This window comes from Acidovorax sp., from assembly GCF_046339755.1.
In the GTDB taxonomy this organism is placed as follows: Bacteria; Pseudomonadota; Gammaproteobacteria; order Burkholderiales; family Burkholderiaceae_C; genus Acidovorax.
The window spans coordinates 16251-40475 of the sequence record NZ_JBKDTZ010000008.1 but is presented as its reverse complement, the minus strand read 5'-3'; the positions used below and the strand labels follow the sequence as shown (position 1 = coordinate 40475).

At 64.5% G+C, this 24225-nt stretch carries 22 protein-coding genes; 19 read left to right on the top strand and 3 right to left on the bottom strand.

Features of this window, described 5'->3' with window-relative positions:
* The first annotated feature begins 89 nt into the window (after positions 1-89).
* The 12 genes from ACK59X_RS00520 to ACK59X_RS00465 all read left to right on the top strand — a co-directional run bounded on the left by ACK59X_RS00520 (position 90) and on the right by ACK59X_RS00465 (position 11658).
* A complete protein-coding gene (locus tag ACK59X_RS00520) occupies positions 90-989 on the top strand; it encodes a LysR family transcriptional regulator (RefSeq protein WP_409954498.1) in 900 nt (299 codons plus the stop codon).
* Positions 990-1697: 708 nt separating this feature from the next.
* A complete protein-coding gene (locus tag ACK59X_RS00515) occupies positions 1698-2642 on the top strand; it encodes an alpha/beta fold hydrolase (RefSeq protein ID WP_409954497.1) in 945 nt (314 codons plus the stop codon).
* Positions 2643-2729: 87 nt separating this feature from the next.
* Positions 2730-3689, top strand: coding sequence for a zinc-binding alcohol dehydrogenase family protein (locus tag ACK59X_RS00510; protein WP_409954496.1), 960 nt, complete (start codon positions 2730-2732; stop codon positions 3687-3689).
* 264 nt (positions 3690-3953) lie between these two features.
* Entirely contained in the window at positions 3954-4610 is a 657-nt protein-coding gene (locus tag ACK59X_RS00505; RefSeq protein WP_409954495.1) for a hydrolase, read from the top strand.
* Between the two features lie 190 nt (positions 4611-4800).
* Complete coding sequence (locus ACK59X_RS00500) at positions 4801-5703, top strand: pirin family protein (protein ID WP_409954494.1); 903 nt, start codon at positions 4801-4803, stop codon at positions 5701-5703.
* 167 nt (positions 5704-5870) lie between these two features.
* On the top strand, positions 5871-7481 hold the full coding sequence (locus ACK59X_RS00495; RefSeq protein ID WP_409954493.1) for a phospholipase D family protein: 1611 nt from the start codon (positions 5871-5873) through the stop codon (positions 7479-7481).
* Positions 7482-7924: 443 nt separating this feature from the next.
* Positions 7925-8296, top strand: coding sequence for a hypothetical protein (locus ACK59X_RS00490; protein ID WP_409954492.1), 372 nt, complete (start codon positions 7925-7927; stop codon positions 8294-8296).
* A 262-nt stretch (positions 8297-8558) separates the two neighbouring features.
* Entirely contained in the window at positions 8559-8954 is a 396-nt protein-coding gene (locus ACK59X_RS00485) for a hotdog domain-containing protein (RefSeq protein ID WP_409954491.1), read from the top strand.
* Positions 8951-9658, top strand: coding sequence for a protein TolQ (gene tolQ / locus ACK59X_RS00480; RefSeq protein WP_409954490.1), 708 nt, complete (start codon positions 8951-8953; stop codon positions 9656-9658). Before ACK59X_RS00485 ends, tolQ begins: the two co-directional genes overlap by 4 nt.
* Positions 9659-9683: 25 nt before the next feature.
* Positions 9684-10109: a biopolymer transporter ExbD gene (locus tag ACK59X_RS00475; RefSeq protein ID WP_409954489.1), complete on the top strand. Its 426-nt coding sequence runs from the start codon at positions 9684-9686 to the stop codon at positions 10107-10109.
* Between the two features lie 130 nt (positions 10110-10239).
* Positions 10240-11223: a cell envelope integrity protein TolA gene (gene tolA, locus ACK59X_RS00470; RefSeq protein ID WP_409954488.1), complete on the top strand. Its 984-nt coding sequence runs from the start codon at positions 10240-10242 to the stop codon at positions 11221-11223.
* A 24-nt stretch (positions 11224-11247) separates the two neighbouring features.
* On the top strand, positions 11248-11658 hold the full coding sequence (locus ACK59X_RS00465) for an energy transducer TonB (protein ID WP_409954487.1): 411 nt from the start codon (positions 11248-11250) through the stop codon (positions 11656-11658).
* Between the two features lie 292 nt (positions 11659-11950).
* On the opposite strand, the gene ACK59X_RS00460 is transcribed toward ACK59X_RS00465, so the two are convergent.
* Complete coding sequence (locus ACK59X_RS00460) at positions 11951-13291, bottom strand: MFS transporter (protein ID WP_409954486.1); 1341 nt, start codon at positions 13289-13291, stop codon at positions 11951-11953.
* A gap of 312 nt (positions 13292-13603) precedes the next feature.
* On the opposite strand from ACK59X_RS00460, the gene cyoA reads away from it, so the two are divergent.
* The 7 genes from cyoA to ACK59X_RS00425 all read left to right on the top strand — a co-directional run bounded on the left by cyoA (position 13604) and on the right by ACK59X_RS00425 (position 20807).
* Positions 13604-14677 carry a ubiquinol oxidase subunit II gene (cyoA, locus tag ACK59X_RS00455; RefSeq protein ID WP_409954485.1) on the top strand — a complete coding sequence of 358 codons (1074 nt, stop codon included), beginning with the start codon at positions 13604-13606 and terminating at the stop codon, positions 14675-14677.
* A 23-nt stretch (positions 14678-14700) separates the two neighbouring features.
* On the top strand, positions 14701-16710 hold the full coding sequence (gene cyoB / locus ACK59X_RS00450) for a cytochrome o ubiquinol oxidase subunit I (RefSeq protein ID WP_409954484.1): 2010 nt from the start codon (positions 14701-14703) through the stop codon (positions 16708-16710).
* A complete protein-coding gene (gene cyoC / locus ACK59X_RS00445; protein ID WP_409954483.1) occupies positions 16703-17362 on the top strand; it encodes a cytochrome o ubiquinol oxidase subunit III in 660 nt (219 codons plus the stop codon). Before cyoB ends, cyoC begins: the two co-directional genes overlap by 8 nt.
* Positions 17362-17808 (top strand): cytochrome o ubiquinol oxidase subunit IV, encoded by a 447-nt coding sequence (cyoD, locus tag ACK59X_RS00440; protein ID WP_409954482.1) that lies wholly within the window; start codon positions 17362-17364, stop codon positions 17806-17808. The genes cyoC and cyoD overlap by 1 nt, the downstream gene beginning before the upstream one ends.
* Positions 17809-17935: 127 nt before the next feature.
* Positions 17936-18751 carry an SURF1 family protein gene (locus ACK59X_RS00435; protein WP_409954481.1) on the top strand — a complete coding sequence of 272 codons (816 nt, stop codon included), beginning with the start codon at positions 17936-17938 and terminating at the stop codon, positions 18749-18751.
* Between the two features lie 29 nt (positions 18752-18780).
* Positions 18781-20136: an ATP-binding protein gene (locus ACK59X_RS00430; protein ID WP_409954480.1), complete on the top strand. Its 1356-nt coding sequence runs from the start codon at positions 18781-18783 to the stop codon at positions 20134-20136.
* A 74-nt stretch (positions 20137-20210) separates the two neighbouring features.
* Positions 20211-20807: a response regulator transcription factor gene (locus ACK59X_RS00425; RefSeq protein ID WP_409954479.1), complete on the top strand. Its 597-nt coding sequence runs from the start codon at positions 20211-20213 to the stop codon at positions 20805-20807.
* Between the two features lie 80 nt (positions 20808-20887).
* On the opposite strand, the gene ACK59X_RS00420 is transcribed toward ACK59X_RS00425, so the two are convergent.
* Positions 20888-22312, bottom strand: a complete 1425-nt coding sequence (locus tag ACK59X_RS00420; RefSeq protein ID WP_409954478.1) for an RCC1 domain-containing protein — start codon at positions 22310-22312, stop codon at positions 20888-20890.
* Between the two features lie 149 nt (positions 22313-22461).
* Positions 22462-24015: an RCC1 domain-containing protein gene (locus ACK59X_RS00415; protein WP_409954477.1), complete on the bottom strand. Its 1554-nt coding sequence runs from the start codon at positions 24013-24015 to the stop codon at positions 22462-22464.
* Between the last annotated feature and the right edge of the window lie 210 nt (positions 24016-24225).

The window sequence follows — 24225 nt, the reverse complement described above, 5'->3', positions numbered from 1 at the left end:
AAATCAATTCCAAGCGTATCTTCACATCCTTGCTTGTGCTACGGTAGACCTAAATTTGCGAAGCTGTGTCGCAAAAACAGGAACGCCAAATGGACATCGATGAATTGCGAACTTTCGTGGAAGTTGCCGATGCGGGAGGCATCACTGCGGCCGCCACGCGTCTTGGCGTTGCCAAGTCCATCGTCAGCCGCCGGCTCATCCGGCTTGAGGCGCAGTTGGGCGTTCAGTTGCTCGCCCGCACCACAAGAGGTGCATCCCTCACGGAGGCGGGTGCGACGTTTCGCGACTATGCGGCCCGAGTGTGCGCCGAGATAGAAATTGCCAGAGAGACGATCCTTCCCGCCGGGGAACTGCGCGGCCGCTTGCGCGTGGCGGCACCGCTGTCCTTCGGCCCGACCCACTTCGCGCCGGTACTCGCCGAGATGGCGAGCCGGCATCCACAGCTCCATATCCAGACCTGCTACAGCGACCGCTTCGTCGACCTGGTCGCCGAAGGCTACGACTGCGCCATTCGCGTCGGCCATCTCCCGAACTCCAATCTGGTGGCCCAATGTGTAGGACCGGTGAACGGAAGCCTGGTGGCAAGTCCAGCCTACATCCAAGCGCACGGCGCGCCTCAAACACTCGACGAACTCCTGGACCACGAAGCGCTGATGCAGGGCACGGAAAACTGGCAACTGATGAATGAAGACCAAGTGGTATCCGTTCGGCCCCAGGGCCGCTTCAAGGCAGACAACGGCATTGCGCTCCTCGCCGCAGCAGTGGCGGGGGTAGGCATCGGTTACCTGCCTTTTGGACTCACGCGCCCCCACCTGGCTAGCGGGGCTTTGGTGACGATCATGCCGCGGCATCCAACCCGGCCGGCAGGCGCTTACGTGGTGCGCCCGCCAGGCCAGCATCCTGCGCGCAAGATCCGGGTGCTGACAGAAATGCTGAAGGACTACTTCAACAAGTTTCCCGACTTCGGCCATGGCATGCCTCCCCCTTGAGCAGGCCCTAACAGCCTGGCAATCAAGCCCCCTCGGAAGGCACCCGCTCTGTTCAAAGCCAGTGCGTGTTCCGGTTCGTACGCCGGTATGTAGTGTCCCGAGTTGGAAATTCGTTGAATAAATCTCCCGACAATCGCCGCCATGCGTCGTTACAAATGCGCGCCATGCCACTCGGCATGGCTAAGCTTTGCGTCTAGCCTGGCAGCGATTTCGGCAGAATTCTTTCTTCAACGAACTTCCAACTCAGGACACCAGGTCCTGGACAGAGGATCTGCCTCTCGTGCAATCCCGACGACGCGGGTGGCTGCCGCCCTGTCGTTGGTGCTGACCAGGATGGCGCATGCGCCCTTGCTCCGGCCGCATGAAGAAGGCTCAGAGACTTCCATCTGCGCAGAAGACCTTGAACCCATGGGGGCGTGGGCCTCCCTGGTGTAGAACCACCGTTCAAAGCACTGTCCGAAAGTGCTTCACTCAGTCCGAAAGCGTTGGGTCGGGTCGCCCGGGGCATGGGGCCATGCGCAATTCCGACTGGACTTGCGAGTATCAGTCAGTGACCCAGCTGGGCCGTGGGCGGACACTTTTCACAGTCGATAGGCGAGCGGAGAGATCGGATCCGGTATCTCCCGACAAGCAGCTGGTCACGCGCTTGCGGGCGCCGGCCACGAGGCCCTTGCCAACGACTGCCAACGCTCAACTCCACCACCCACCATGAACAGACTCAGACGCATCCTTCTCGCAGCCGCCACCGCCAGTTGCGGACTGGCGCTCCAGACTTTCGCCAATGCAACCCCCGACAAAACCACCGCAAACCCCATGACATCGAACCAATACATCACTGCCAACGACGGTATCCAGCTCTACGTCAAGGACTGGGGCCCCAAGAACGGGAAAGTGGTCGTCTTCAGCCACGGCTGGCCTCTGAACTCGGACAGCTGGGAATCGCAGATGCAATTCCTGGCGGAGAACGGCTACCGGGTGATTGCCCACGACCGCCGGGGCCATGGTCGCTCAGGCCAGCCCTGGGAGGGCAACACCATCGACCAGTATGCCGACGACCTGGACGCCGTTCTGCGCAAATTCGACGTGAAGGGTGTCGTGCTGGTCGGCTTCTCCACGGGTGGCGGCGAAGTCGCGCGCTACGTCGGGCGCCACGGCACCGCACGGGTAGCCAAGGCCGCACTGGTCAGCGCCATTACGCCCATCATGGGCAAGACGGGCACCAACCCCGATGGCGTGCCCACGGAAGTCTTTGACAGCCTGCGCAAGGGTTCACTGGACAACCGCTCCCAGTTGTACAAGGACATCGCGAGCGGTCCCTTTTTCGGATTCAACCGTCCCGGCGCAAAGCCTTCCGCCGGCTTGATCGACAGCTTCTGGGCACAGGGCATGCAAGCCGGCAGCAAAGCCACGTTTGACTGCATCAACGCGTTCTTCTACTCCGACTTCCGGGAGGATCTGAAGAAGTTCAACATCCCGACACTGGTCGTTCACGGCACGGACGACCAGATCGTGCCGATCGAGACGACGGGGCGTGCGGTAGCCAAGCTGGTTCCCGGTGCGCAACTGATTGAGTATGCGGGCGGTCCACACGGCATCACCGATACGCACAAAGACCAGTTGAACAAGGACCTGCTGGCCTTCGTGAAGAAATAAGACGAAAGCCCGTGATGCACAGCATCCGGGCTTTCACATTTTTCATCCAGCACAACGATTCAAGCCGATGGCCGGGGGGCCAGAACCATGAAGGCAGCGGTGTACGACAAGGCAGGCCCCCCCGGTGTCCTGAAATACGTGGAACTACCCGATCCTGCCGTCAAGTCGGATGGCGTGCTGATCTCCGTGGAAGCCATATCCATTGAGGGTGGCGACCTCATCAACCGCCGCCTCAACACGCCGCCCCACCCATTGTGGACGCTGGGATTTGCCGCGGCGGGCGTCATCCAGGCGGTTGGATCGTGCATTGAGAATCGAAAGATCGGTGACAGGGTTGCGGCCTTCGACATGCATGGCTCGCACGCGGAACTGTGGGCTGTTCCGGCCACCCGGACATGGCTCATACCTGACGGCGTCGCAACCCGGGACGCTGCCGTTTCAACCATTGCGTTCGGCACGGCGAACCACTGCCTGTTTGCCAGAGCCGGCGTGCAGCGCGGCGAAACGGTCTTGATCCAGGCGGCTGCGGGTGGGCTGGGCGTCGCTGCCGTGCAGCTCGCGGCACTTGCGGGCGCGCATGTGCTCGCCGTGGCGAGCGGAGCCGCACGATGCAGAAAGCTGCAAGCGCTGGGAGCCTATCACGCCATCGATAGAGCGACCTGCGACGTGGTCGGCGAGGTCATGCGCATCACCGGCAACCGTGGAGTCGATGTGGCGCTGGACCCCATCGGAACCACATTGCACGCTTCCATCGCTGCGCTGGCCCCTGAAGGGCGCCTGGTCTTTGTCGGAAATGCGGGCGGCGGGGCCATGGATGTGGACCTCTGGGCGCCCATGCAATCCAACCAGGCACTTTTCGGCGTGTTCATGGGTACGCTGTTCGAGAAACCCACGGTCTGGTCCATGGTGGACAGGATGTTCAAAGCGCTCGCCGCCAAACGCATCCAGGCTGTGATCGACAGAACGTTCCCGCTCTCCCAGGCGGCGTTTGCCCACGAATATGCAGAGCGGGAAAAGCCCTTCGGCCGCGTGGTCCTGAGGCCCTGATACGGATTCGCCTTCAACCGTATGACGTCGTTGGTCCGCCTTGCCGTGCTGCAGCGACGACGCCCATCCAGCCTCGCAGGCGCGCCGCCGGGCCAGCGGGCCGCACCACCAGGTGAGCAATTCGAACTGTCATCCGCAAGATCGGACAGTGACGGGTCCAGGCGGCCTCGGCAACATGGATGTCGCGCACTTTCTCACCGGTGCGGCCGTGTATTTCTTCAACCCCAAGGCGCGCAAGCGTCCAATACGCCAAGGAGCTTTTCCATGTCCAAGACTGGCCTCAACGCACTGCTTCGTCCCGAAGACAGCATCGTCGTGCTGATCGACCACCAGCCGTACCAGTTCACGAACCTGAACAGCCACGATCCCTCGACGATCGTCAACAACGTCGTCGGCCTGGCCAAAGGCGCCAAGGTCTTCAATGTGCCGTGCATCCTCACCACGGTGATCGAGGAACGCGGCGGCTACCTGATCAAGCAGCTGCAGGACGTCTACCCCGACCAGAAGCCCATCAACCGTACCTTCATCAACACCTGGCAAGACCCGAAGGTAACGGACATCGTGAAAAAGAGCGGCCGCAAGCAGCTCATCCTCGCAGCACTCTGGACCGAAATCTGCCTTGCCATGCCGGCCATCCAGGCACTGGGCGAAGGGTTCGAGGTATTCGTCGTGACCGATGCATCGGGCGGCGTCTCGGCCGAATCGCACGACATGGCGGTGCGTCGCCTGGTCCAGGCTGGCGCTGTTCCCATCACGTGGATGGCCGTCATCAGCGAATGGCAGCGTGACTGGGCCCGCGAGGACACCGCGGTTCCTCTCACAAGCGTCGTGGCGGAACACGGTGGCGGCAGCGGCATCGCCTATGCCTGGGAAGTGCAGCTGCTCGAGTCTGCAGCCAAGGCGGCAAAGGCCGGCAAGTAAGCCCTCCATGGTGGTGGCGGGTCTGCGCCCATCCCGTTCTTCGGTTCGCCGGACTGCTGCTTTGCGCAGCGAGGTCCCGTAGCGGGCAAGGGGCAGGCGGCGCGGCTTGCCCATCTGATCTGGCCCATCGATGTGAACAGTCGCGGTCGCATGCCGGGCCGCGCCACAGCGGTTTGAAAGGAGAAAAAACATGAACCCAGTCAAAGACCTGCCAATTGCTGCCGACGAAAGCGTTCGCCGCGTCGCCTTCAGGACGGTCGGCAATACACACGGTCCGGTCACTCGTTTGATGAGCCCCTCGGACCTGGGCCATATGCTCAAGCCCTACGTGTTCCTCGACCTTTTCGACATCGACCTTCACAACCCGCGGACGGGCTTCTCCATCCACCCGCACTCGGGGCTGGCAACGATCACCGTCATCACCGAGGGGGACCTGCGATTCGATGACCCGACCGACGGAAGTGGCCACATCGGCTTCGGCGGATTCGAGTGGATGCGCGCGGGCAACGGTGTGTGGCATGGCAAAGAGCTCTCCGGCGGGACGACTCCGAGGGCCAAGGGATTTCAGCTCTGGATTGCGTTGCGCTCCGACCTTGAACACGAGTCCGTGGACAGCCAGTACGTTGAAGCCAGGCGCGTCCCGACCACCGGACCCGCGCACGTGATTCTGGGCAGCTATGAAGGCGCCCGCAGCCCGGCACGCGCCCCGTTGGGTGTGACTTACCTGCTGGTGAGGCTTGCCGCCGGCACCCAGTGGACGTTCACGCCACCATCGACGGAGCCGATCGCCTGGCTGGCGGTCTCCAGCGGTGCCCTGGCCGGACAGACTCCAGCCGATGCTGGCGAGATGCTCATCTTCGAGGAGGGGGTTCAGCCCATCGGCTTGAAGGCCAGCCCCGATGCCGACGCGATCTTCGTGATCGGTTCCGCCACACCACACCCCCATGATCTGCACCTGGGAAGCTACTCCGTCCACACCTCTGCAGACTCGCTGGCCAAGGGCGAGGCCAACATCGAGCGCTTGCGGCTGCTCCTGGTAGCCGCTGGCGACCGGCGCACCGCCGGTGGCTCGATCCCGGTCTTCAAGGAATGAGCCACCTGGTGCGCGCAGCGCGCGGCCTTGGTCCCTGATTGCCTGCACGGGGGCCACGTCCCGGGACGGACTCCCCCGAGCTGCGGGTATCGCCATCAGCACACCGCCTTCATTGGGGCGCATGGACGCCACCGGACCTGAACCAGACCAAACCACGGAACCTGCGCATGCGCCGAGCTGCCCGCCTCCTGCTTCCACTGCTGCGATATGCCTGCACTGCAGCCGCCATGGTGCTGGCAGGCTGCTCGACCCTGCCGGACGAAGGCCCCCGGACCTACACCACGGCCCTTGCAGCCCCCGGTGCCGCCGCGGCACCGCTGGACCACCTGGCCCAGGCGTCCATGGACGGCGCAGAGCCGGGCCACAGCGGATTTCGCATGCTGCTCGGGCCGGCCGGCCTGGAGGTGCGCCTCGCCCTGATGCGCCGGGCCCAGCGGTCCCTGGACCTGCAGTACTACCACCTGCACGATGACGTGACTGGGCGGCTGGTGCTGCGCGAGCTGCGCGATGCTGCACAGCGCGGGGTGCGTGTGCGGTTGCTGCTCGATGACCTGTACACCGATGGGCTCGAACCCCTGCTGCACGGCCTGGGTGCCCATCCCAATGTGGAGGTGCGTCTCTTCAACCCTTTCCCCAAGCGCGGCAGCGTGGGCCAGCGGTTTGCGGCGGCCCTGCTGGATTTTGCGCGGCTCAACCGGCGCATGCACAACAAGATGTTCGTGGCCGATGGCGCCATGGCGATTGCCGGCGGCAGGAATCTGGGCGACGAGTATTTCCTGCGCAGCTCGCAATTCAATTTCTTTGACTACGACGTGCTCATTGCCGGCCCTGTCGTCCCCCAGATGGCCAGCCTCTTCGACGAGTACTGGAACGCGATGCAGGTGCGCACCCTGGGCTCGGTGCAGCCCCCGGCGCAGCCGCCTGACATGCTGCGCCAGGCCTTCGCCGCGCGGGTGGACGGAGCGGACACACCGTCCCCGCCCCCCATCTCGGGCGTCGACCGGCAAGGACGCCCCGCCCCGAACGAGGAATTCGCCGCCGGCCGGGTGGGCATGGTGTATGGCCAGGCCCAGGCCTTTGCGGACTCGCCCGCCAAGGCCTGGGGCGACATGGAGGTTGCGCAGCTGCGCACCGGTGCGCTGCTGGACAACAACCGCCATCTTCTGAGGACGGAATTCCAGAACGCGCGCCATGACATCGCCATCGCGTCGCCCTACCTGGTTCCCGGCGCACAGGCGCTGGCGGGTGCACGCGCCAACATCGCGCGGGGCGTGAAGATCAGCCTGCTGACCAACTCCCTGGCCGCCACGGACGAGCCGGTGGTGCACACCGGCTACCGGCGCTACCGTGACAACATGCTGCGCGCCGGCCTGGAGATTTTCGAGCTGCATCCAACGCTGGGGCAACAACTGCTCTTGCCCGGCGAGATGCAAGGCACGCCGTTGCGCCTGCACAGCAAGGCCACCATCATCGACCGCGAGCGCCTGTTCATCGGCTCGGCCAACTTCGACCCGCGCTCGGACGCGCTGAACACCGAGTTCGGCATCTTCATACGCAGCCCCGCGCTGGCCACCGAGGCGCATGGCCTGCTGCAGCTTCTCCAGCAAAGGGCGTCCTACCAGGTCCGGCTCAAGAAGGACAGGCAGCGCGATCTGGAGTGGACGCGCACGGATGCGCAGGAACGCACCGAGGTGCTGGAACACGAGCCGGGCGCCGACCCGTGGACACGGTTGAAACTCTATATCCAGTCGATCTTCATTCCAGAATCGCTTCTGTAGACAGCGCCCTTGAACTGCCCGGGGCGCTAGGCCATGGCGCCGCGGTCTGCAGGCTGCGCGGCAAGGCGCCGTGTTCGCGCCGATGCCCCTGGCATCGATCTCTTGACGGGTCCATCGCACATCCCCGACCGAGGCACCCTGGCTGGCGCATGCCGGTGATCGCGCCGACAGGGGCTTGCAGCAATTTCAGACGGGCAACCGCAAATTCGGTCAGTGCCTTGGAAAGCCGCGTCGCGCATAGTTTGCATGCGCCTGGCGAGTCCAGCGTGGTGCAGGGCAAGCCGGCGTATGGCCTGCGGATTGTGCTGCTTGCCCCGGGGTACCCCGCATGCAGCAGCGCGGACATCCTGAACGCGCTGGTGCGCATGGCAGCAAGCGATCAAGACCGGGCAAGCCCTGCCCCAACCTTTTCCCAACCTTTCAACACCCAGAGAAAGCAAGCCATGACAATCCACTCCACCCTTCTCGGCGCAGCAGCACTCGTGCTGGCATTGGGCACGTCTTCGATCAACGCACAGACCGAGTCGCGCGACCAGGTGAAGTCCGAAACCAAGGCCGCCAATGCCGCAGGGGCCATCCCCCGCGGCGAAAGCACCAACCAGCAGCCCAAGCTCGACTCCGTCAAGACGCGCGCGGACCGCAAGGCCGAAACCGCTGCGGCCCAGCAGCGCGGCGACATCGCGCGCGGCGGCGAGGCACACCCGGTCGATGGCAAGGTCAAGCCCACCAACGATGGCCGCAACCGCGCGGACGTGAAGGCCGAGACCAAGACGGCCGTCAAGGCGGGGCAGATCACGTCTGGCGAGAAGAACTGACCCGGCTTGCAGTCCATGCAACGTGCTGCCCGCATGGACTGCCTGACCTGCGGGGAGGCCGCGCCAACCATGGGCACCGGTGGCCGCCCCGCCCCTTGCCTCTTTCCATGGAACGCAAGACGCATGCTGCACACCCTGACCGGCCTCTTGTGCAGCATGGCAGAAAGCATCCAGCGCGCAGGGGCCGCGAAGGCCCTGAAGTCCTTGACCCGGCGCTGACCAGGGCTGCAGCCACGCCAGCGGAATAGCCAGCCCTCGGCCCATGGCGGCGCCTGCCTTTCGACGACATGGCGCCCCCCACCTTCCCGCACCCTGCGCAGCCGCCTTTCTGTGGCGCTATCATTTTGCGCAAGGCGCTGCCTGGAAGGGAACAAAACCAGCGGCATGCTTGTCCCACAGCCAGCCAGGCCACATACGCTCCGCCAGGCTCGGCGATGAACTCATTGTTACCGCCAGGCTGCCGGAGGCAGGCCGCGCATCGTTGACAATACTGCAGCAAGCGCTCCTGAAACCAGAGCAGCGAATGACCGACAATTCGCCCGCACTGCCCAGCGAAGGCACCATCCGCATCGACAGGTTGGACGCCCCCCCTGCGGCCCGCGAGAATACCGAGCCCTTTCTGCACCAACTCTCATCACCGTCATCCTCAACCACATGAATTCGCAAAACATGTCCATCCTCAGCCTGGTGCTGCAGGCCAGCTGGGTGGTGCAACTCGTCATGCTGCTGCTGCTGGTCGTCTCGGTCGCCAGCTGGGCCGCCATTTTCCGCAAGCTCTTTGCACTCAAGCGCATCAAGGCGCTCAACGAGGACTTCGAGCGCGACTTCTGGTCCGGCACCAGCCTCAACGACCTGTTCGCCAGCGCCGCGCAGAACGCCAAGAACGCCGGCCCCATGGAGCGCATCTTCGCCAGCGGCATGCGCGAGTACCAGAAACTGCGCGAGCGCCGCATCACCGACCCCGGCACGCTGCTCGACGGCGCGCGCCGCGCCATGCGCGCCAGCTTCCAGCGCGAGATGGACGTGGTCGAGTCCAGCCTGTCGTTCCTGGCCACGGTGGGCTCGGTGTCGCCCTACGTGGGCCTGTTCGGCACGGTGTGGGGCATCATGCACGCCTTCACCGGCTTTGCCGGCATGGAGCAGGTGACCCTGGCCACCGTGGCCCCGGGCATTGCCGAAGCGCTGGTGGCCACCGCCATCGGCCTGTTCGCCGCCATCCCGGCCGTGATCGCCTACAACCGCTTTGCCCGCGACATCGACCGCGTGGCCACGCACCAGGAGACCTTCATTGAAGAGTTCTCCAACATCCTGCAGCGCAACCTGGGCGCGCAGCACCCAGCCACCTCGGCATCCGGCCACTGAGCAAGAAACAAGGAAGGGAATCCCCATGCCCGCCATGGCATCCCGCGGCCGAGGCCGCCGCACCATCAACGAGATCAACATGGTCCCGGTCAGCGACGTGTGGCTGGAGCTGCTCAGCAGCTTCATGGTGACGGCACCCATGCTCACCCCCGGCTTGATCGACGTGCCCAAGGTCGGCAAGGGCGCCAAGCCCCCCAAGGTCTTCGCCCAGGTCATCGTCAACAAGGACGGCTCGCTGCAGCTCAAGACGCCAGAGGCCACGCGCAGCATGTCCCAGCGCGAGATCGGCGATGCTGCATCCCGCTGGCAGAAGGACCAGACCAACAAGGAAACAGCCGTCGTCATCACCGCCGACAAGGGCGTGCAGTACGAAAGCGTGGTCAAGGCCATGGACGCCCTGCAGAAGGCAGGCGTTCAGCGCGTGGGGCTTTCCGTCAAGCAGGGCGGCTAGCCAGACTGACTGGCTGACAACGCTTTGGGCGGCTGGCACGTTGTGTGTATGCGCCCCAGGCGGTAGGCCCCTCACGCCCCCTCACCCCTTCCACGGAACCGACGACCCCGAAAAGCGCTCCACCCCTTCCATGCACGCCCAAGACGACCGCGACCAGTTTGCGCCCCCAGCCCCTCCTGCCCGCCTGCGCGCCATCTCGCTGGCGGTGCTGGTGCACCTGGCGCTGATCGGCGCACTCACCTGGGGCGTGAACTGGAAGTCCAGCTCCGACCAGCCTGCCGTGCAGGCCGAGCTGTGGGCCGCCGTGCCCCAGCAGGCCGCGCCGCCCGAGGTGACGCCGCCTACGCCCCCCGCCCCGCCGCAGCCGCCCGAGCCTCGGCCCGCCCCCACGCCAGCGCCACCACCGCCTCCTCCCCCACCGCCGCGCGCGGTGGAGCCCGACACACGCGAGGCCGACATCGCCATCGAGCGCGAGAAAAAGCGCCTGGAGCAGGAGAAAAAGGCCCGCGCGGAGAAGCTCGAACGCGAGAAGCGCGAGCGCGAACGCAAGGAAGACGAGCGCGAGGAACGCCTGGAACGGGAAAAGAAGGAAAAGCTCGCCGAGCAGAAGAAGGCAGAGCAAGAAAAGGAACGGCAAAAGAAGCTGGCCGAAGAAAAGCGCAAGGCCGAAGAGGCCAAAGACGCAAAGGAAGCCAAGGACGCCGCCGCCAAGAAGCAGCAGCGCGCAGAGGCCGACGCCAAGCAACTGGCCGCCCAGCGCGAGGCCAACCTGCGCCGCATGCAGGGGCTGGCGGGTTCCGAGGGCAACGAAAAGTCCACCGGCAACGACGTCCGCAGCGCCGGCCCTTCGGGCAGCTATGGCGGCAAGGTGGCCGCCAAGGTCAAGCCCAACATCGTCTACCCCGACGCCGTCTCGGGCAACCCGCGCGCCGAAGTCGAGGTGCGCCTGGCGCCCGACGGCACCATCGTCGGCAAACGCCTGGTGCAGTCCAGCGGCAACAAGGCCTGGGACGACGCCGTGCTGCGCGCCCTGGAGAAGACCGAGACCCTGCCGCGCGACGTGGACGGGCGCGTGCCGCCTTCGCTGACCATCGGGTTCAGGCCGCAGGACTGACCGGCGCACCTGCACATTGAACCCATGGCACTACAGCGCCCCCCCTGCCCACTCCTTGCGTACATCTTTGCAGGCTGGGTCGCCTGCTGCGGCATCTCGGTGGCCCAGGACATCCAGTCGCCAGCAGATCCAGCCGGAATACCTACGGCAACCGGCGAGGCCCACAACGGACCGCCGCAGTACCCCGTGCTGTCCAAGCGAATGGGTGAGCAGGGCCGTGTCGAAGTGAAGGTATTGATCGACACCCAGGGAACGCCCTTGAAGGCAGAAGTCGCCCGCTCCCGCGGTTTTTCCCGACTCGATGCATCCGCGGTGGAGGCCGCCATGCGCTGGCGCTACCAGCCGGGCCGTCGCAATGGCATAGCGGAGCCGATGTGGATGCTTATCCCCGTCAATTTCATCCTGGAAGGCGTCAAGTCCGTCCCATCCCAGTAACGCGGCGGCCTGTTCACGGTGACTGTCCAGGGGGCAGCCAAGAACCGCCCAGGCGCAAGCCCTGACGCCCAACAAAAAACCCGGTGGCCACCATGGCAGCCACCGGGTTCTTGCATCGCTTCTCAGCGGGGCCGCCCTCCCGTGGGCCCGCCCCTCGCTCTCTCTTATGTAACTACCTGAGAGCGGAGAACAAAACTCAGCGGAGCGGTTCTGGCCAGGCGATGCGTCGCAGGCAGTACGGGTAGTACGACAAGACGCAGCAACGACGCCAGAAGAGTTTTGTTAGCCGCTCTTATCGGTCGCGCCGCTCCATGCGGCGGTTCAAGTTCAGGGCACCCAGGGTGCAGGCCACGCCGGACAGCAGGTACACCGTCACGGCCAGCAGGCCGAACTGGGCCGACAGGCCCAGGGCCACCAGGGGGGCGAAGGCGGCGCCGATGATCCAGGCCAGGTCGGCCGACAGGGCGGCGCCCGTGTAGCGGTACTTGGGCGAGAAGTTGGCCGTCACCGTGCCCGATGCCTGGCCGTACGACAGGCCCAGCAGCACAAAGCCCAGCAGCAGGAACATGGTGCTGCCGACTTCGCCCGAATTGAGCAGCACCGGCGCCATGAAGCTGAACACGCCGATCAGCACTGCCATGCCGCCCAGCAGCTTGCGCCGGCCCAGGTGGTCCGACAGCCAGCCCGAGACCATGATGGCCCCGGCCGCCAGGAAGGCGCCCACGATCTGCACGCCCAGGATCTGGGTCACGGGCTGGTCGGTGTACAGCGTGATCCACGACAGCGGGAACACGGTGACCAGGTGGAACAGCGCAAAGCTGGCCAGTGCCGCAAAGGCGCCCAAAAGCACGTTGCTGCCTTCGTCGCGCATCACGTTGTGCACGGGCACGGGCTGCAGTTCGCGGTCCTGCAGCAGTTCGGTGTAGGACTGGCCGACCACCAGGCGCAGGCGTGCGAACAGGGCCACCACGTTCACGGCAAAGGCCACGAAGAAGGGGTAGCGCCAGCCCCAGGCCAGGAACTCCTGCACGGTGAGGTTGGCATACAGGTAGGCGAACAGGCCGGCCGCCAGCACGAAGCCCACGGGCGCGCCCAGTTGGCCGATCATGGCGTACCAGCCGCGGCGGTGCTTGGGCACCGACATCGCCAGCAGCGACGGCAGGCCATCCCACGAGCCGCCCAGCGCCAGCCCCTGGCCGATGCGCAGCAGCAGCAGCACGACGATGGCACTGGTGCCGATGCTCTGGTAGCCCGGCAGGAAGGCCATGCCCACGGTACACGCGCCCAGCAGGAACAGCGAGATCGTCAGCTTGGTGCCCCGCCCCCAGCGCCGCTGGATGGCCATGGAGATGGCCGTGCCAACAGGGCGCACCACGAAAGCCACGGCCAGCAGCGCAAAGGCCGCCAGCGTGCCGTCCAGGCGCGTCATGAAGGGGAACAGGAACGACGGGAACACCAGCACGCAGGCGATCCCGAAAACGAAGAAGTCGAAGTACTCGGAAGACCGGCCGATGATCACGCCGACGGCGATCTCACTGGGGGTCACGTCCTCATGCGTGTCTGCATGCGAGAGGGAAGCGGAGTTCTCTTCATATCCCATCGTGGGGAAGGTGGCAGATGCGGTACTGCTCATGAACAGGGGCTCCTTTTGTTGTGTAACTGATACACCCACGTTTTACACCCACGCGAAGCCCCCGACAAGTGCGGTTTCACCCAGAGCCATGCAGGACAAACCCTTGACCTGGATTCACGGTATTGACCGGGAGCACCAAACAGGAGCAAAAACTTGACCTTGGACAAAATGTCCAATGGACAAATTCGCACGCTCTATTACATTGAGCGCCAAATTGTCATTCGCGTTTACCCCTAAGAACCGGCAGGGAATCTTTTTGTAACCACAAAGAGACACCGAGCAGGCACCGAACGCAACTTTGGGTCCTTTCATATGCCAAATCCTCCCCGACTTCGCGGGTCTGCATGGCTGCCTGCGGTGGCGCTCACTGCGCTGGCCGCCAGCCTCACCGGATGCAGCAAGGCTGTCGTCCTCAACCCCGCAGGCGATATTGCCTCGCAACAGGGCCACATGGTCATCCAGGCCACCTTGCTGATGCTGATCATCATCGTGCCGGTGATCGCCCTCACCCTGTGGTTCGCCTGGAAGTACCGCCAGAACAACACCGCCAACACGGAAGAGGACTACGACCCCGACTGGCACCACTCCACCACGCTGGAGCTGGTGATCTGGACGGTGCCGCTGCTCATCATCATCGCGCTGGGCGCGCTGACCTGGATCGGCACCCACAAGCTCGACCCCTACCGCCCGCTGGACCGCATCTCGGCCACCAAGCCGCTCGAAGCCCAGGCCACCCCCATGGTGGTGCAGGTCGTGGCCATGGACTGGAAGTGGCTGTTCTTCTACCCCGAGCAGGGCATTGCCACGGTCAATGAGCTGGCCGCCCCGGTGGACCGCCCCATCCTGTTCAAGCTCACGGCCACCTCCACGATGAACGCCTTCTACGTGGCTGATCTGGCCGGCATGATCTACGCCATGCCCGGCATGCAGACCGAGCTGAACGCCGTGATCAACAAGCCCGGCGTGTACCCCGGCATCGCCTCGCACTACAGCGGCTCGGGCTTCTCGGGCATGACCTTCAAGTTCCACGGCCTGAGCACCGGCGACTTCGACCAGTGGGTGGCCAAGGCCAAGACCGAAGGCAAGGCGCTGGACAAGGCGACCTACCTGAACCTCGTCAAGCCCAGCGAGCGCGACCCCGTGCAGCGCTTTGCCAGCGTGGAAGACGGCCTGTACGACAAGGTGCTCAACCGCTGCGTCGAAGACGGCAAGATGTGCATGCACCACATGATGTCCATCGACGAGCGCGGTGGCGAGGCCTACATGAAGGCCATGGGCCTGAACCTGCCCCAGGACGTGTGCACCGTGGACAACGCCGGCCAGATCGTGGCCGCGCTCGAAGCGCGCCACGCCACGGTCTACGACCGCACCCTTTCCCGCCAATGATCCGCGCCTAAGAGACTGACACCATGTCCACCTCACCCGTTGTAACCGAACCGCATTGGGCCCTGGGCCGAATCACCTGGGACTCCATACCCATGGCGCACGAGCCCATCGTGCTGGTCACCTTCATTGGCGTCGTGCTGGGCGGCCTGGCCGTGCTGGCCGCCATCACCAAGTTCCGCCTGTGGGGCACCCTGTGGCGCGACTGGATCTGCAGCATCGACCACAAGAAGATCGGCATCATGTACATGATCCTGGGCGTGGTCATGCTGCTGCGCGGCTTTGCCGACGCGCTCATGATGCGCCTGCAGCAGGCCATGGCCTTTGGCGACAACATGGGCTACCTGCCGCCGCATCACTATGACCAGATCTTCACCGCCCACGGCGTGATCATGATCTTCTTCGTGGCCATGCCGCTGGTCACAGGCCTCATGAACTACCTCGTGCCGCTGCAGATCGGCGCGCGCGACGTGTCGTTCCCGTTCCTCAACAACTTCAGCTTCTGGATGACCACAGCCGGCGCCGTGCTGGTGATGGTGTCGCTGTTCCTGGGCGAGTTCTCCACCGCCGGCTGGCTGGCGCTGTCCAACCTGGGGGCGCAGAACCCCGGGGTGGGGCTGGACTACTACATCTGGGCACTGCAGATCGCGGGGGTGGGCACCACGCTCTCGGGCATCAACCTGATCGTCACCATCATCAAGATGCGCGCACCCGGCATGGCCCTGATGAAGATGCCCATCTTCACCTGGACGGCCCTGTGCACCAACGCGCTGATCGTCGCCTCGTTCCCCGTGCTGACCGCAGCCCTGGTGCTGATGTCGCTGGACCGCTATGCCGGCACCAACTTCTTCACCAACGACCTGGGCGGCAACGCCATGCTGTACGTGAACCTGATCTGGATCTGGGGCCACCCTGAGGTCTACATCCTGATCCTGCCGTGCTTCGGCATCTTCTCCGAAGTGGTGGCCACGTTCTGCAAGAAGCGCCTGTTCGGCTATACCTCCATGGTGTACGCCACGGTCGTGATCACCATCCTGTCGTACCTGGTGTGGCTGCACCACTTCTTCACCATGGGCTCCGGCGCCAGCGTGAACACCTTCTTCGGCATCACCACGATGATCATCTCGATCCCCACGGGCGCGAAGATCTTCAACTGGCTGTTCACCATGTACAAGGGCCGCATCCGCTTCGAGCTGCCCATGATGTGGACCGTTGCCTTCATGGTCACCTTCGCCATCGGCGGCATGACCGGCGTGCTGCTGGCCGTGCCACCGGCCGACTTCGTGCTGCACAACAGCCTGTTCCTGATCGCCCACTTCCACAACGTGATCATCGGCGGCGTGCTGTTCGGCCTGTTCGCCGGCATCAACTACTGGTACCCCAAGGCCTTCGGCTACAAGCTCGACCGTTTCTGGGGCCTGTGCTCGTTCTGGCTGTGGGTGGTGGGCTTCTACGTTGCATTCATGCCGCTGTATGTGCTGGGCCTGATGGGCGTCACGCGCCGTGCCAACCACTTCGAAGACCCCTCGCTGCAGATCTGGTTCGTCATCGCCGCCATCGGCGCCGGCCTGATCGCCCTGGGCATCGGCTGCCTGCTGATCCAGATCGTGGTGAGCTACCTCAAGCGCGAACAGCTGCGCGACCACACCGGCGACCCATGGGACGCCCGCACGCTGGAGTGGGCCACCTCCTCGCCCCCGCCGGACTACAACTTCGCCTTCACCCCCAAGGTGTATGAGATCGACGCCTGGTGGGACATGAAGAAGCACGCCTATGCGCGTCCCCTGACTGGCTTCCAGCCCATCCACATGCCGGCCAACACCGGCTCGGGCGTGATCATCTCGGCGCTGTCGCTGGTGCTGGGCTTTGCCCTCATCTGGCACATGTGGCCGCTGGCCATCCTGTCCTTCGCGGGCGTGGTGCTGGTGTCCATCATCCACACGTTCAACTACAAGCGTGACTTCTACATCCCCGCCGCGCAAGTGACGGAGACCGAGAACCTGCGTACCCAACAACTGCGCGCCGCCCATGTCTGATATCACTTACAACCAAGCCGCCGCCGCCATCACGGCGGGCGGCCCCACGGGCGCCACGCTGCCGCGCCGTGAATACCACCTGGCGCACGAGCCGCACCCCGAGAACGGCACCGCCCTCGGTTTCTGGCTCTACCTGATGAGCGACTGCCTCATCTTCGCCGCGCTGTTCGCCACCTACGGCGTGCTGGGCCGCAGCTACGCCGCCGGCCCCACCGGCGCGCAGCTGTTCGACCTGACGCTGGTGGCCATCAACACGGCCTTCCTGCTGCTGTCGTCGATCACCTTCGGCTTCGCGATGATCAAGAAGCAGCAGAACAACGTGAACGGCACGCTCTTGTGGCTGGCCATCACCGGCGTGTTCGGCCTGTGCTTTCTGGGGCTGGAGCTGTACGAGTTCCACCACCTCATCCACCAGGGTGCGGGCCCGCAGCGCAGCGCCTTCCTGTCGGCATTCTTCACGCTGGTCGGCACCCACGGCCTGCACGTCACCTTCGGCCTGATCTGGCTGGTGGTGCTGATGATCCAGATCAAGAAGCACGGCCTGATCCATGAGAACAAGCGCCGCCTGATGTGCCTGTCGATGTTCTGGCACTTTTTGGACGTCGTCTGGATCGGCGTCTTCACCTTCGTGTACCTGATGGGAGTTCTGTAATGGGCGCCGCACAACACACTGCACACGCCGGCCACGATGACCACAGTCATGGCCATGACGACCACCACGGCGACGTGGGCCCGCACAGCTCGTTCTCGGGCTACATGGTCGGCTTCGTGCTGTCCATCATCCTCACCGCCATCCCGTTCTGGCTGGTCATGGCCAAGGTGATTGCCGACCGCAACACCGCCGTGCTGGTGCTCGGCGCCTTCGCGGTGGTGCAGATCCTCGTGCACATGGTCTGCTTCCTGCACATGAAAGGCAAGGTCGAGGGCGGCTGGACGCTGCTGTCCACCATCTTCACCGTGGTCTTCGTGGCCATTGCCATCAGCGGTACGCTGTGGGTCATGTTCCACATGAACGCCAACATGATGCCGGGCCACCCCACGCCCACCCCGCCCACCCAGACGGAGAGCGGCGCAGCAGCGGGCCACCACACCCCCTGATGGGTGCAGCGCCCCGACGCCCCACAACGATGCGGGGCGGGGCGCACACCAACCCTTGCGAAGCGGCCGCCCACAGCGGCCGCAGCCGTTTTGGGGCCGTGCAATCGACTGAACAAAGGAACCACCGATGACCGCAACCCAGGCAGCCCCTGCAGCCCCCCGGCACTGGCGCCGCGCCATGCTGCTGGTGCTGGGCATCGCCCTCTTCCTGGGCTTTGTGGCCCTGGGCACCTGGCAGGTGCAGCGGCGGGTGTGGAAGCTCGACCTCATCGAGCGCGTGGACCAGCGCGTGCACGCCGCCCCCGTGGCCGTGCCGCCGGCCGCCGAGTGGCCCGGCATCACGGCAGAGAAGCACGAGTACCTGCCCGTCACCGCCAGCGGCCAGTGGCTGCCCGGCAAGACCGTGCTCACCCAGGCCGTCACGGCCCTGGGCTCGGGCTTCTGGGTGGTGAGCGCGCTGCAGCAGGCCGATGGTACGCAGGTGCTGGTGAACCGCGGTTTCATACCGCAGGACCAGCGCGCCGAATGGACCGGCAAGACCGACAACATCGGCCCCGCCACCGTGCAGGGCCTGGTGCGCATGAGCGAGCCCAAGGGCGGCTTCCTGCGCAGCAACGACCCCGCGGGAGAACGCTGGTTCTCGCGCGACGTGGCGGCCATCGCCCAGGCACTGCAGCTGCCCCGCGCGGCGCCGTTTTTCATCGACGCCGGCCTGCCCCAGCGCGGCGTGGCCAACCCCACGGCGGAAGCGGTGGAAGTGGCCGGCACCGCTGCCGCCACGGCCGGCACCACCTGGCCGCGCGCCGGGCTCACCACCATTCGCTTTGCCAACAGCCATGCGGTGTACGCCCTCACCTGGTACGGCCTGGCGCTGATGGTGCTGGGCGCGGGCTGGTTCGTGGTGCGCCATGAACAACGCCGAAGCAGCAGCGCGGCCCGGTAGGTAGACTCCGTTCGTCCTACCCGCCCGATATGCCCCTCCATCGCCTCGTCAAAAGCGCCGAGTTCTTGCGCAACCCGCGCGCTGCCGATGCCGCCGCTGGCATCAAGAACCTCCAGCAGCTCATCCAGCTGCGCTGGATGGCTGTCATCGGCCAGGTCTTCACCATCGAGGTGGCGCACCACAGCCTGCGCCTGACCATCCCCCTGCACCAGATGCTGATGGTGGTGGGCTGCCTGGCCGTGTTCAACGTGGTCAGCCTGCTGCGCCTGCGCACGGGGGTGCAGGTGCGCAATGTGGAGCTGTTTCTGGCCCTGCTGGTGGACGTGGCCGTGCTCACCACCCAGCTGTATTTGAGCGGCGGCACCAGCAACCCCTTTGTCTTTTTGTACCTGCTGCAGATTGCGCTGGGCGCCATTCTGCTGCGCGGGGCCTATATCTGGAGCATGGTGGCTATCAACACCGCGTGCTTTGCCCTGCTGGCCAACTACCACCTGCCGCTGGAGCTGCCGCAGGATTTGCACCAGGGCCTGTCGAGCCTGTACGTCATTGGCCTGCTGGTGTGCTTTGTGCTCAACGCGATCTTGGTGGTGGTGTTCATCACCCGCATCAACCTGAACCTGCGCGAGCGCGACGCCCGCCTGGCCGCCGCGCGCCGACGCCGGGTGGAAGAAGAGCACATCGTGCGCATGGGCCTGCTCGCATCGGGCGCCGCGCACGAGCTGGGCACGCCCCTGTCCACCCTGGCCGTGATCCTGGGCGACTGGGCACATGACGAAGAGCTCATGGGCGACGAGGTGCTGCGTGAAGACATCGCGGAAATGCGCACCCAGGTGCAGCGCTGCAAGAGCATCGTCAGCGGCATCTTGCTGTCGGCCGGCGAGGCGCGCGGCGAAGAGTCCGAGCAGACCACCGTGTGCAGGTTTGTCGATGCCCTGGCCGAGGAGTGGCGCACCACGCGCACCATGCCCGCGTTTTCGTACCGCAACGACTTTGGCGAAGACACGCCCATGGTGTCGGACACCACGTTGAAACAGATGGCTTTCAATGTGCTGGACAATGCACGCGATGCCTCGCCCCAGTGGGTGGAACTGGTCATCACCCGCGACGATGCCGCCGAGGCGCCCGCGCTGTGCATCACCGTCAACGACGCAGGCCCCGGCTTTGCGCCCGGCATGCTGGACCACCTGGGCGAGCCCTACCAGTCCACCAAACAGCGCCCCGGCAGCGGCCTGGGCCTGTACCTGGTGATGAACGTGGCGCGCACCCTGGGCGGCAGCGTCACGGCCCGCAACCGCACGGGCGACGGCGAAGGCAGCGGCGCACAGGTCAGCATCCGCCTGCCCCTGGCCGCCATCGCCCTGCCGCGCGGCCACCGGCCGGCGTGATGCAGGGCGCTGGTAGCCGTTTTTGTAGCCAGACAAAATTGAATTCGTACTAGTACAAACCGGACCCGAGCGCCATGGACGAAATCACCACCGCCAGCAGCAGTAATTCCGCAGCAGACGCGTCCTCCAAGGATGCGAAGGAAAAGCGGCAGCTGCTCATCGTGGAAGACGACGAGGCCTTTGCCCGCACCCTGGCCCGCTCGTTCGAACGCCGCGGCTACCGCGTGCTCCAGGCCGCCAGCCTGCCCGAGGTGGAAGCCCTGCTCAGCCAGCACACCCCCGGCTACGCCGTGGTCGATTTGAAGCTCAAGGGCGACGCATCCGGCCTGGCCTGCGTGCAAAAGCTGCACGCCGCCAGCGAAGCCATGCTCATCGTCGTGCTCACCGGCTTTGCCAGCATCGCCACCGCGGTGGAGGCCGTGAAGCTGGGCGCCTGCCACTACTTGGCCAAGCCGTCGAACACCGACGACATCGAGGCCGCTTTTGGTTTGAAAGCCGGCGACACCGGGGTGGACGTGACCAACCGCTCCAGCTCGCTCAAGACGCTGGAGTGGGAGCGCATTCACGAGGTGCTGGCGGAGACGGGGTTCAATATTTCGGAGACGGCGCGTAGGCTGGGGATGCACCGGCGGACGTTGGCGCGGAAGTTGGAAAAGCAGCAGGTCAGCTGAGGCACACCACTTCGCCGTGGCACTGCCAACGAAAACGCCCACCGATACGGGTGGGCGTTTTCTTGGGATCTACCTACCGGCTATTGAATGTCGTAGACCCGCTTGTATCGATAGCTGTTGAGCATTTCACCGAGGCTCTCGGCGGTGGTCGCACCCAGTCCATAGCCGATGAAAAAGGCGGTGCCCGACAGGTGGGTCATGTCCTGGTTCACAAACAGGAGCGAGGATGTGTTTTGCAGGCGGTCGGCCCAGGCCAGCGGGTTGGCGGGATTGAGGCGGTCGAAAGCGGGCACCGTGTAGGTGTACATGGTGCCGTCGGGCGTGATGGCCACAAGGTAGGGGTTCCCCTTCGCGCCACTGGCGAGGTGCTCGGGTTTGATCTGTACGTGCGCAGACAGCGTCAGGCGGGTCAAGGTCCCTGTGGCCACCATGGCGCCAAGTCCCGGTGCATCGGCGCCTGCGAACACCACGGGTTGCGGCGACAGTTGCTTTTGTCCAACCGGCCCCACACCCAGTTGCCCTGCGTTGTTGTTGCCCCAGGCCAGGAGCGTGCCGTCGGTGGTGAGTGCCAGGGAGTGCCCGCCGGCTGCTGCTACCTGTGAATACCCGGCTCCAAGGGACTGAGGGGTTTCGCTGCCCGTGAGGGTGGCATTGCCCAGTTGACCCCATACGTTGTCGCCCCAGGCCCAGGCCGTGCCATCGGCCTTCAGCGCCAGCGTGTGGACGGCACCCTTGGCGACCTGGCGATAGCCGCCGTCCACCAGCACAGGGACTTCGCTGTCTTTCCACTGCCACAGGGTTCCATCCTCCTTCACGCCTGCGGCCGAGCGGGAGCCCAAGGCCACCTGCACAAAACCACGGTCCACCGGGCCGGCGCTGCCGTAGCCGCCCTTCCATCCAGGGTACATGTCCGAGGGGTTCAAGTGGACATGAAGAGACTGTATGGCGCCGTCTCCGAGCACGAACAACACGTTCTTGGCGGTATCGTTGACCATCTGCAGGTAGCCGGGCGGCAGCCGGTCTAGCGTGTCGCCACCGGCACTCGCGTCGAAAAGTCTTTTCGCATGGCCCCAGTACCAGATGGAGCCGTCCGTCTTGCGGGCGGTGTCTGAGTTCATCAGATGCGCAAAGCCGCTGCCGACTTGCACCGGCCTGGTTTCGTTGAGGGTCTGGTTTCTCAGCTGCACCGAGCCCCACATCCACAATGTGCCATCGGTCTTGAGGCCCACCATGTACGGTCTGCCCACGGCAATCTGGGCGAAGCTGCTGCCGATCTGCACGGGTCTGTCCGCACTCACCGTGGAGCCATTGCCCAACTGCCCGCTCTCGTTGTCGCCCCAAGTCCACAACGTTCCGTCGCTAAGCACCGCTGCGGAGTTGGTATAGCTCGTGGCCATATGCACCACCTGGGCGGCATGCACGCTGCTCATCCCAGCCACCAGGGCGAGCGTCAGCCAGAATTTGAAGGCCACAGGCGCCATGTGACGCGAGGCGATGGATCGCAAGCGATGTCTTGCAAAAGTCGAAAGAAATCTCATGAGAAAACCCATCCTTGGAAGTGTTGGTGAAACCCGCCGAAGCCCAAATGGGCCTTTTCAGAAAGGCCGTGCGCAACACCCTGAAAGCGGACATTGCATTGAGATCTACCTACCGACTATTGAATGTCGTAGACCCGCTTGTATCGATAGCTGTTGAGCATTTCACCGAGGCTCTCGGCGGTGGTCGCACCCAGTCCATAGCCGATGAAAAAGGCGGTACCAGACAAGGAGGTCAGGTCCTGGTTCACAAACAATACGGAGGATGTGTTTTGCAGCCGGTCGGACCAGGCCAGCGGGTTGAGAAAATTCAGGCGGTCGAACGCGGGCACCGAGTAGGTGTACATGGTGCCGTCAGGCGTGATCGCCACGAGGTAAGGATGCCCCTTGGCGCCGCTGGCGAGGTGTTCGGGTTGGATCTCCACGTACGCGGTCAGTGTCAGGCGGGTCAAGGTCCCTACGGCCACCATGGTGCCCAGCCCGGATGCACCCGCGCCCTCGAACACCACGCGCACCGGCGACGATTGCGTGATTCCCACCGGCCCCACGCCCAGTTGCCCAAGGTCGTTGCGACCCCAGGCCAGAAGCGTGCCGTCGGTAGTGAGTGCCAGGGAGTGGTGGGCAGATGCCGCCACCTGTGCATACCCGGCTCCAAGGGGCTGCAGGGTTTGGGTATCCGTGAAGGTGGCATTGCCCAACTGGCCTTGTGTATTGGAGCCCCAGGCCCAGGCCGTGCCATCGGCCTTCAGCGCCAAGGTGTGGAGGAAACCTTTGGCGACCTGGTGATAGCCGCCGCCCACCAGCGCGGGGGCATTGCTAGAGCTCCATTGCCAGAGGGTTCCGTCACCTTTCACGCCTGCAGCTGAGTAGTTGCCCAAGGCCACTTGCACAAACCCACTGTCCACCGGGCCGGCGCTGCCATAGCCGTACTTCCAGAGGACCCAGTTGTTCACGTCCCATTCTCCCAAGGGCACAAAACCAAACTGTATGGCGCCGCCGCCCAGCACGAACAACACGTTGTTGCGGCTATTGACCAATTGCAGGTAGCCGGGTGTCAGCTGGTCCAGCATGTCGCCACCGGCACTTGCCTTGACGAGTTTTTTCACATGACCCCAGTACCAGACAGAGCCATCCGCCTTGCTGGCGGTGTCCGAGGTCATCAGCTGCGCAAAGCCACTGCCCACCTGCACCGGCCGTGTCTCGTTCAGGGTCTGGTTTCTCAGCTGTACTGAGCCCCACATCCACAAGCTGCCATCGGTCTTGAGGGCCACCATGTAGGTATCGCCCACGGCAACCTGGGCAAAACCGCTGCCGATCTGCACGGGTTTGTCTGCACCCACCGTGGAGCCATTGCCCAACTGCCCGTTCTGGTTGCCGCCCCAGGTCCACAGCGTCCCGTCGCTGAGCACGGCTGCGGAGTTTTGAGGGCCCGTGGCCATGTGCACCACCGTGGCGGCGTGAACGCTGCCCAGGCCAACCACCAGGGCGAGCATCAGCCAGAATTTGAAGGCTACAGGCGCCAGGTGGCGGGAGACTATGAATCGCAAGCGATGCGGTCCAAAGGACGAAAAGAATCTCATATGAAAGCCCATCTTTGAAATATTAGTGGAATCTGCCGAAGCCAAAACGAGCTTCTCCAGAAGATCCGTGCGCAACGATTGAACGATGGGCACGCCACGGTGACAGCCTCCCCTCCCTGAAATCTGGCGAATGTTTTTTACGATCAGCAGGGGCGCCTCTCAAGCGCCATCGTATTGCGCAGGCCCTCGAAAAGCGGTGACTCGCATCACAGCCGTCAGGCAAACAAATCGTCACAAAATCAGAGGAGGGAGGCCATCTTTTCAGCAGCGTGCCTGCCTCGGTAATCCAGACGCAGGCTCGCT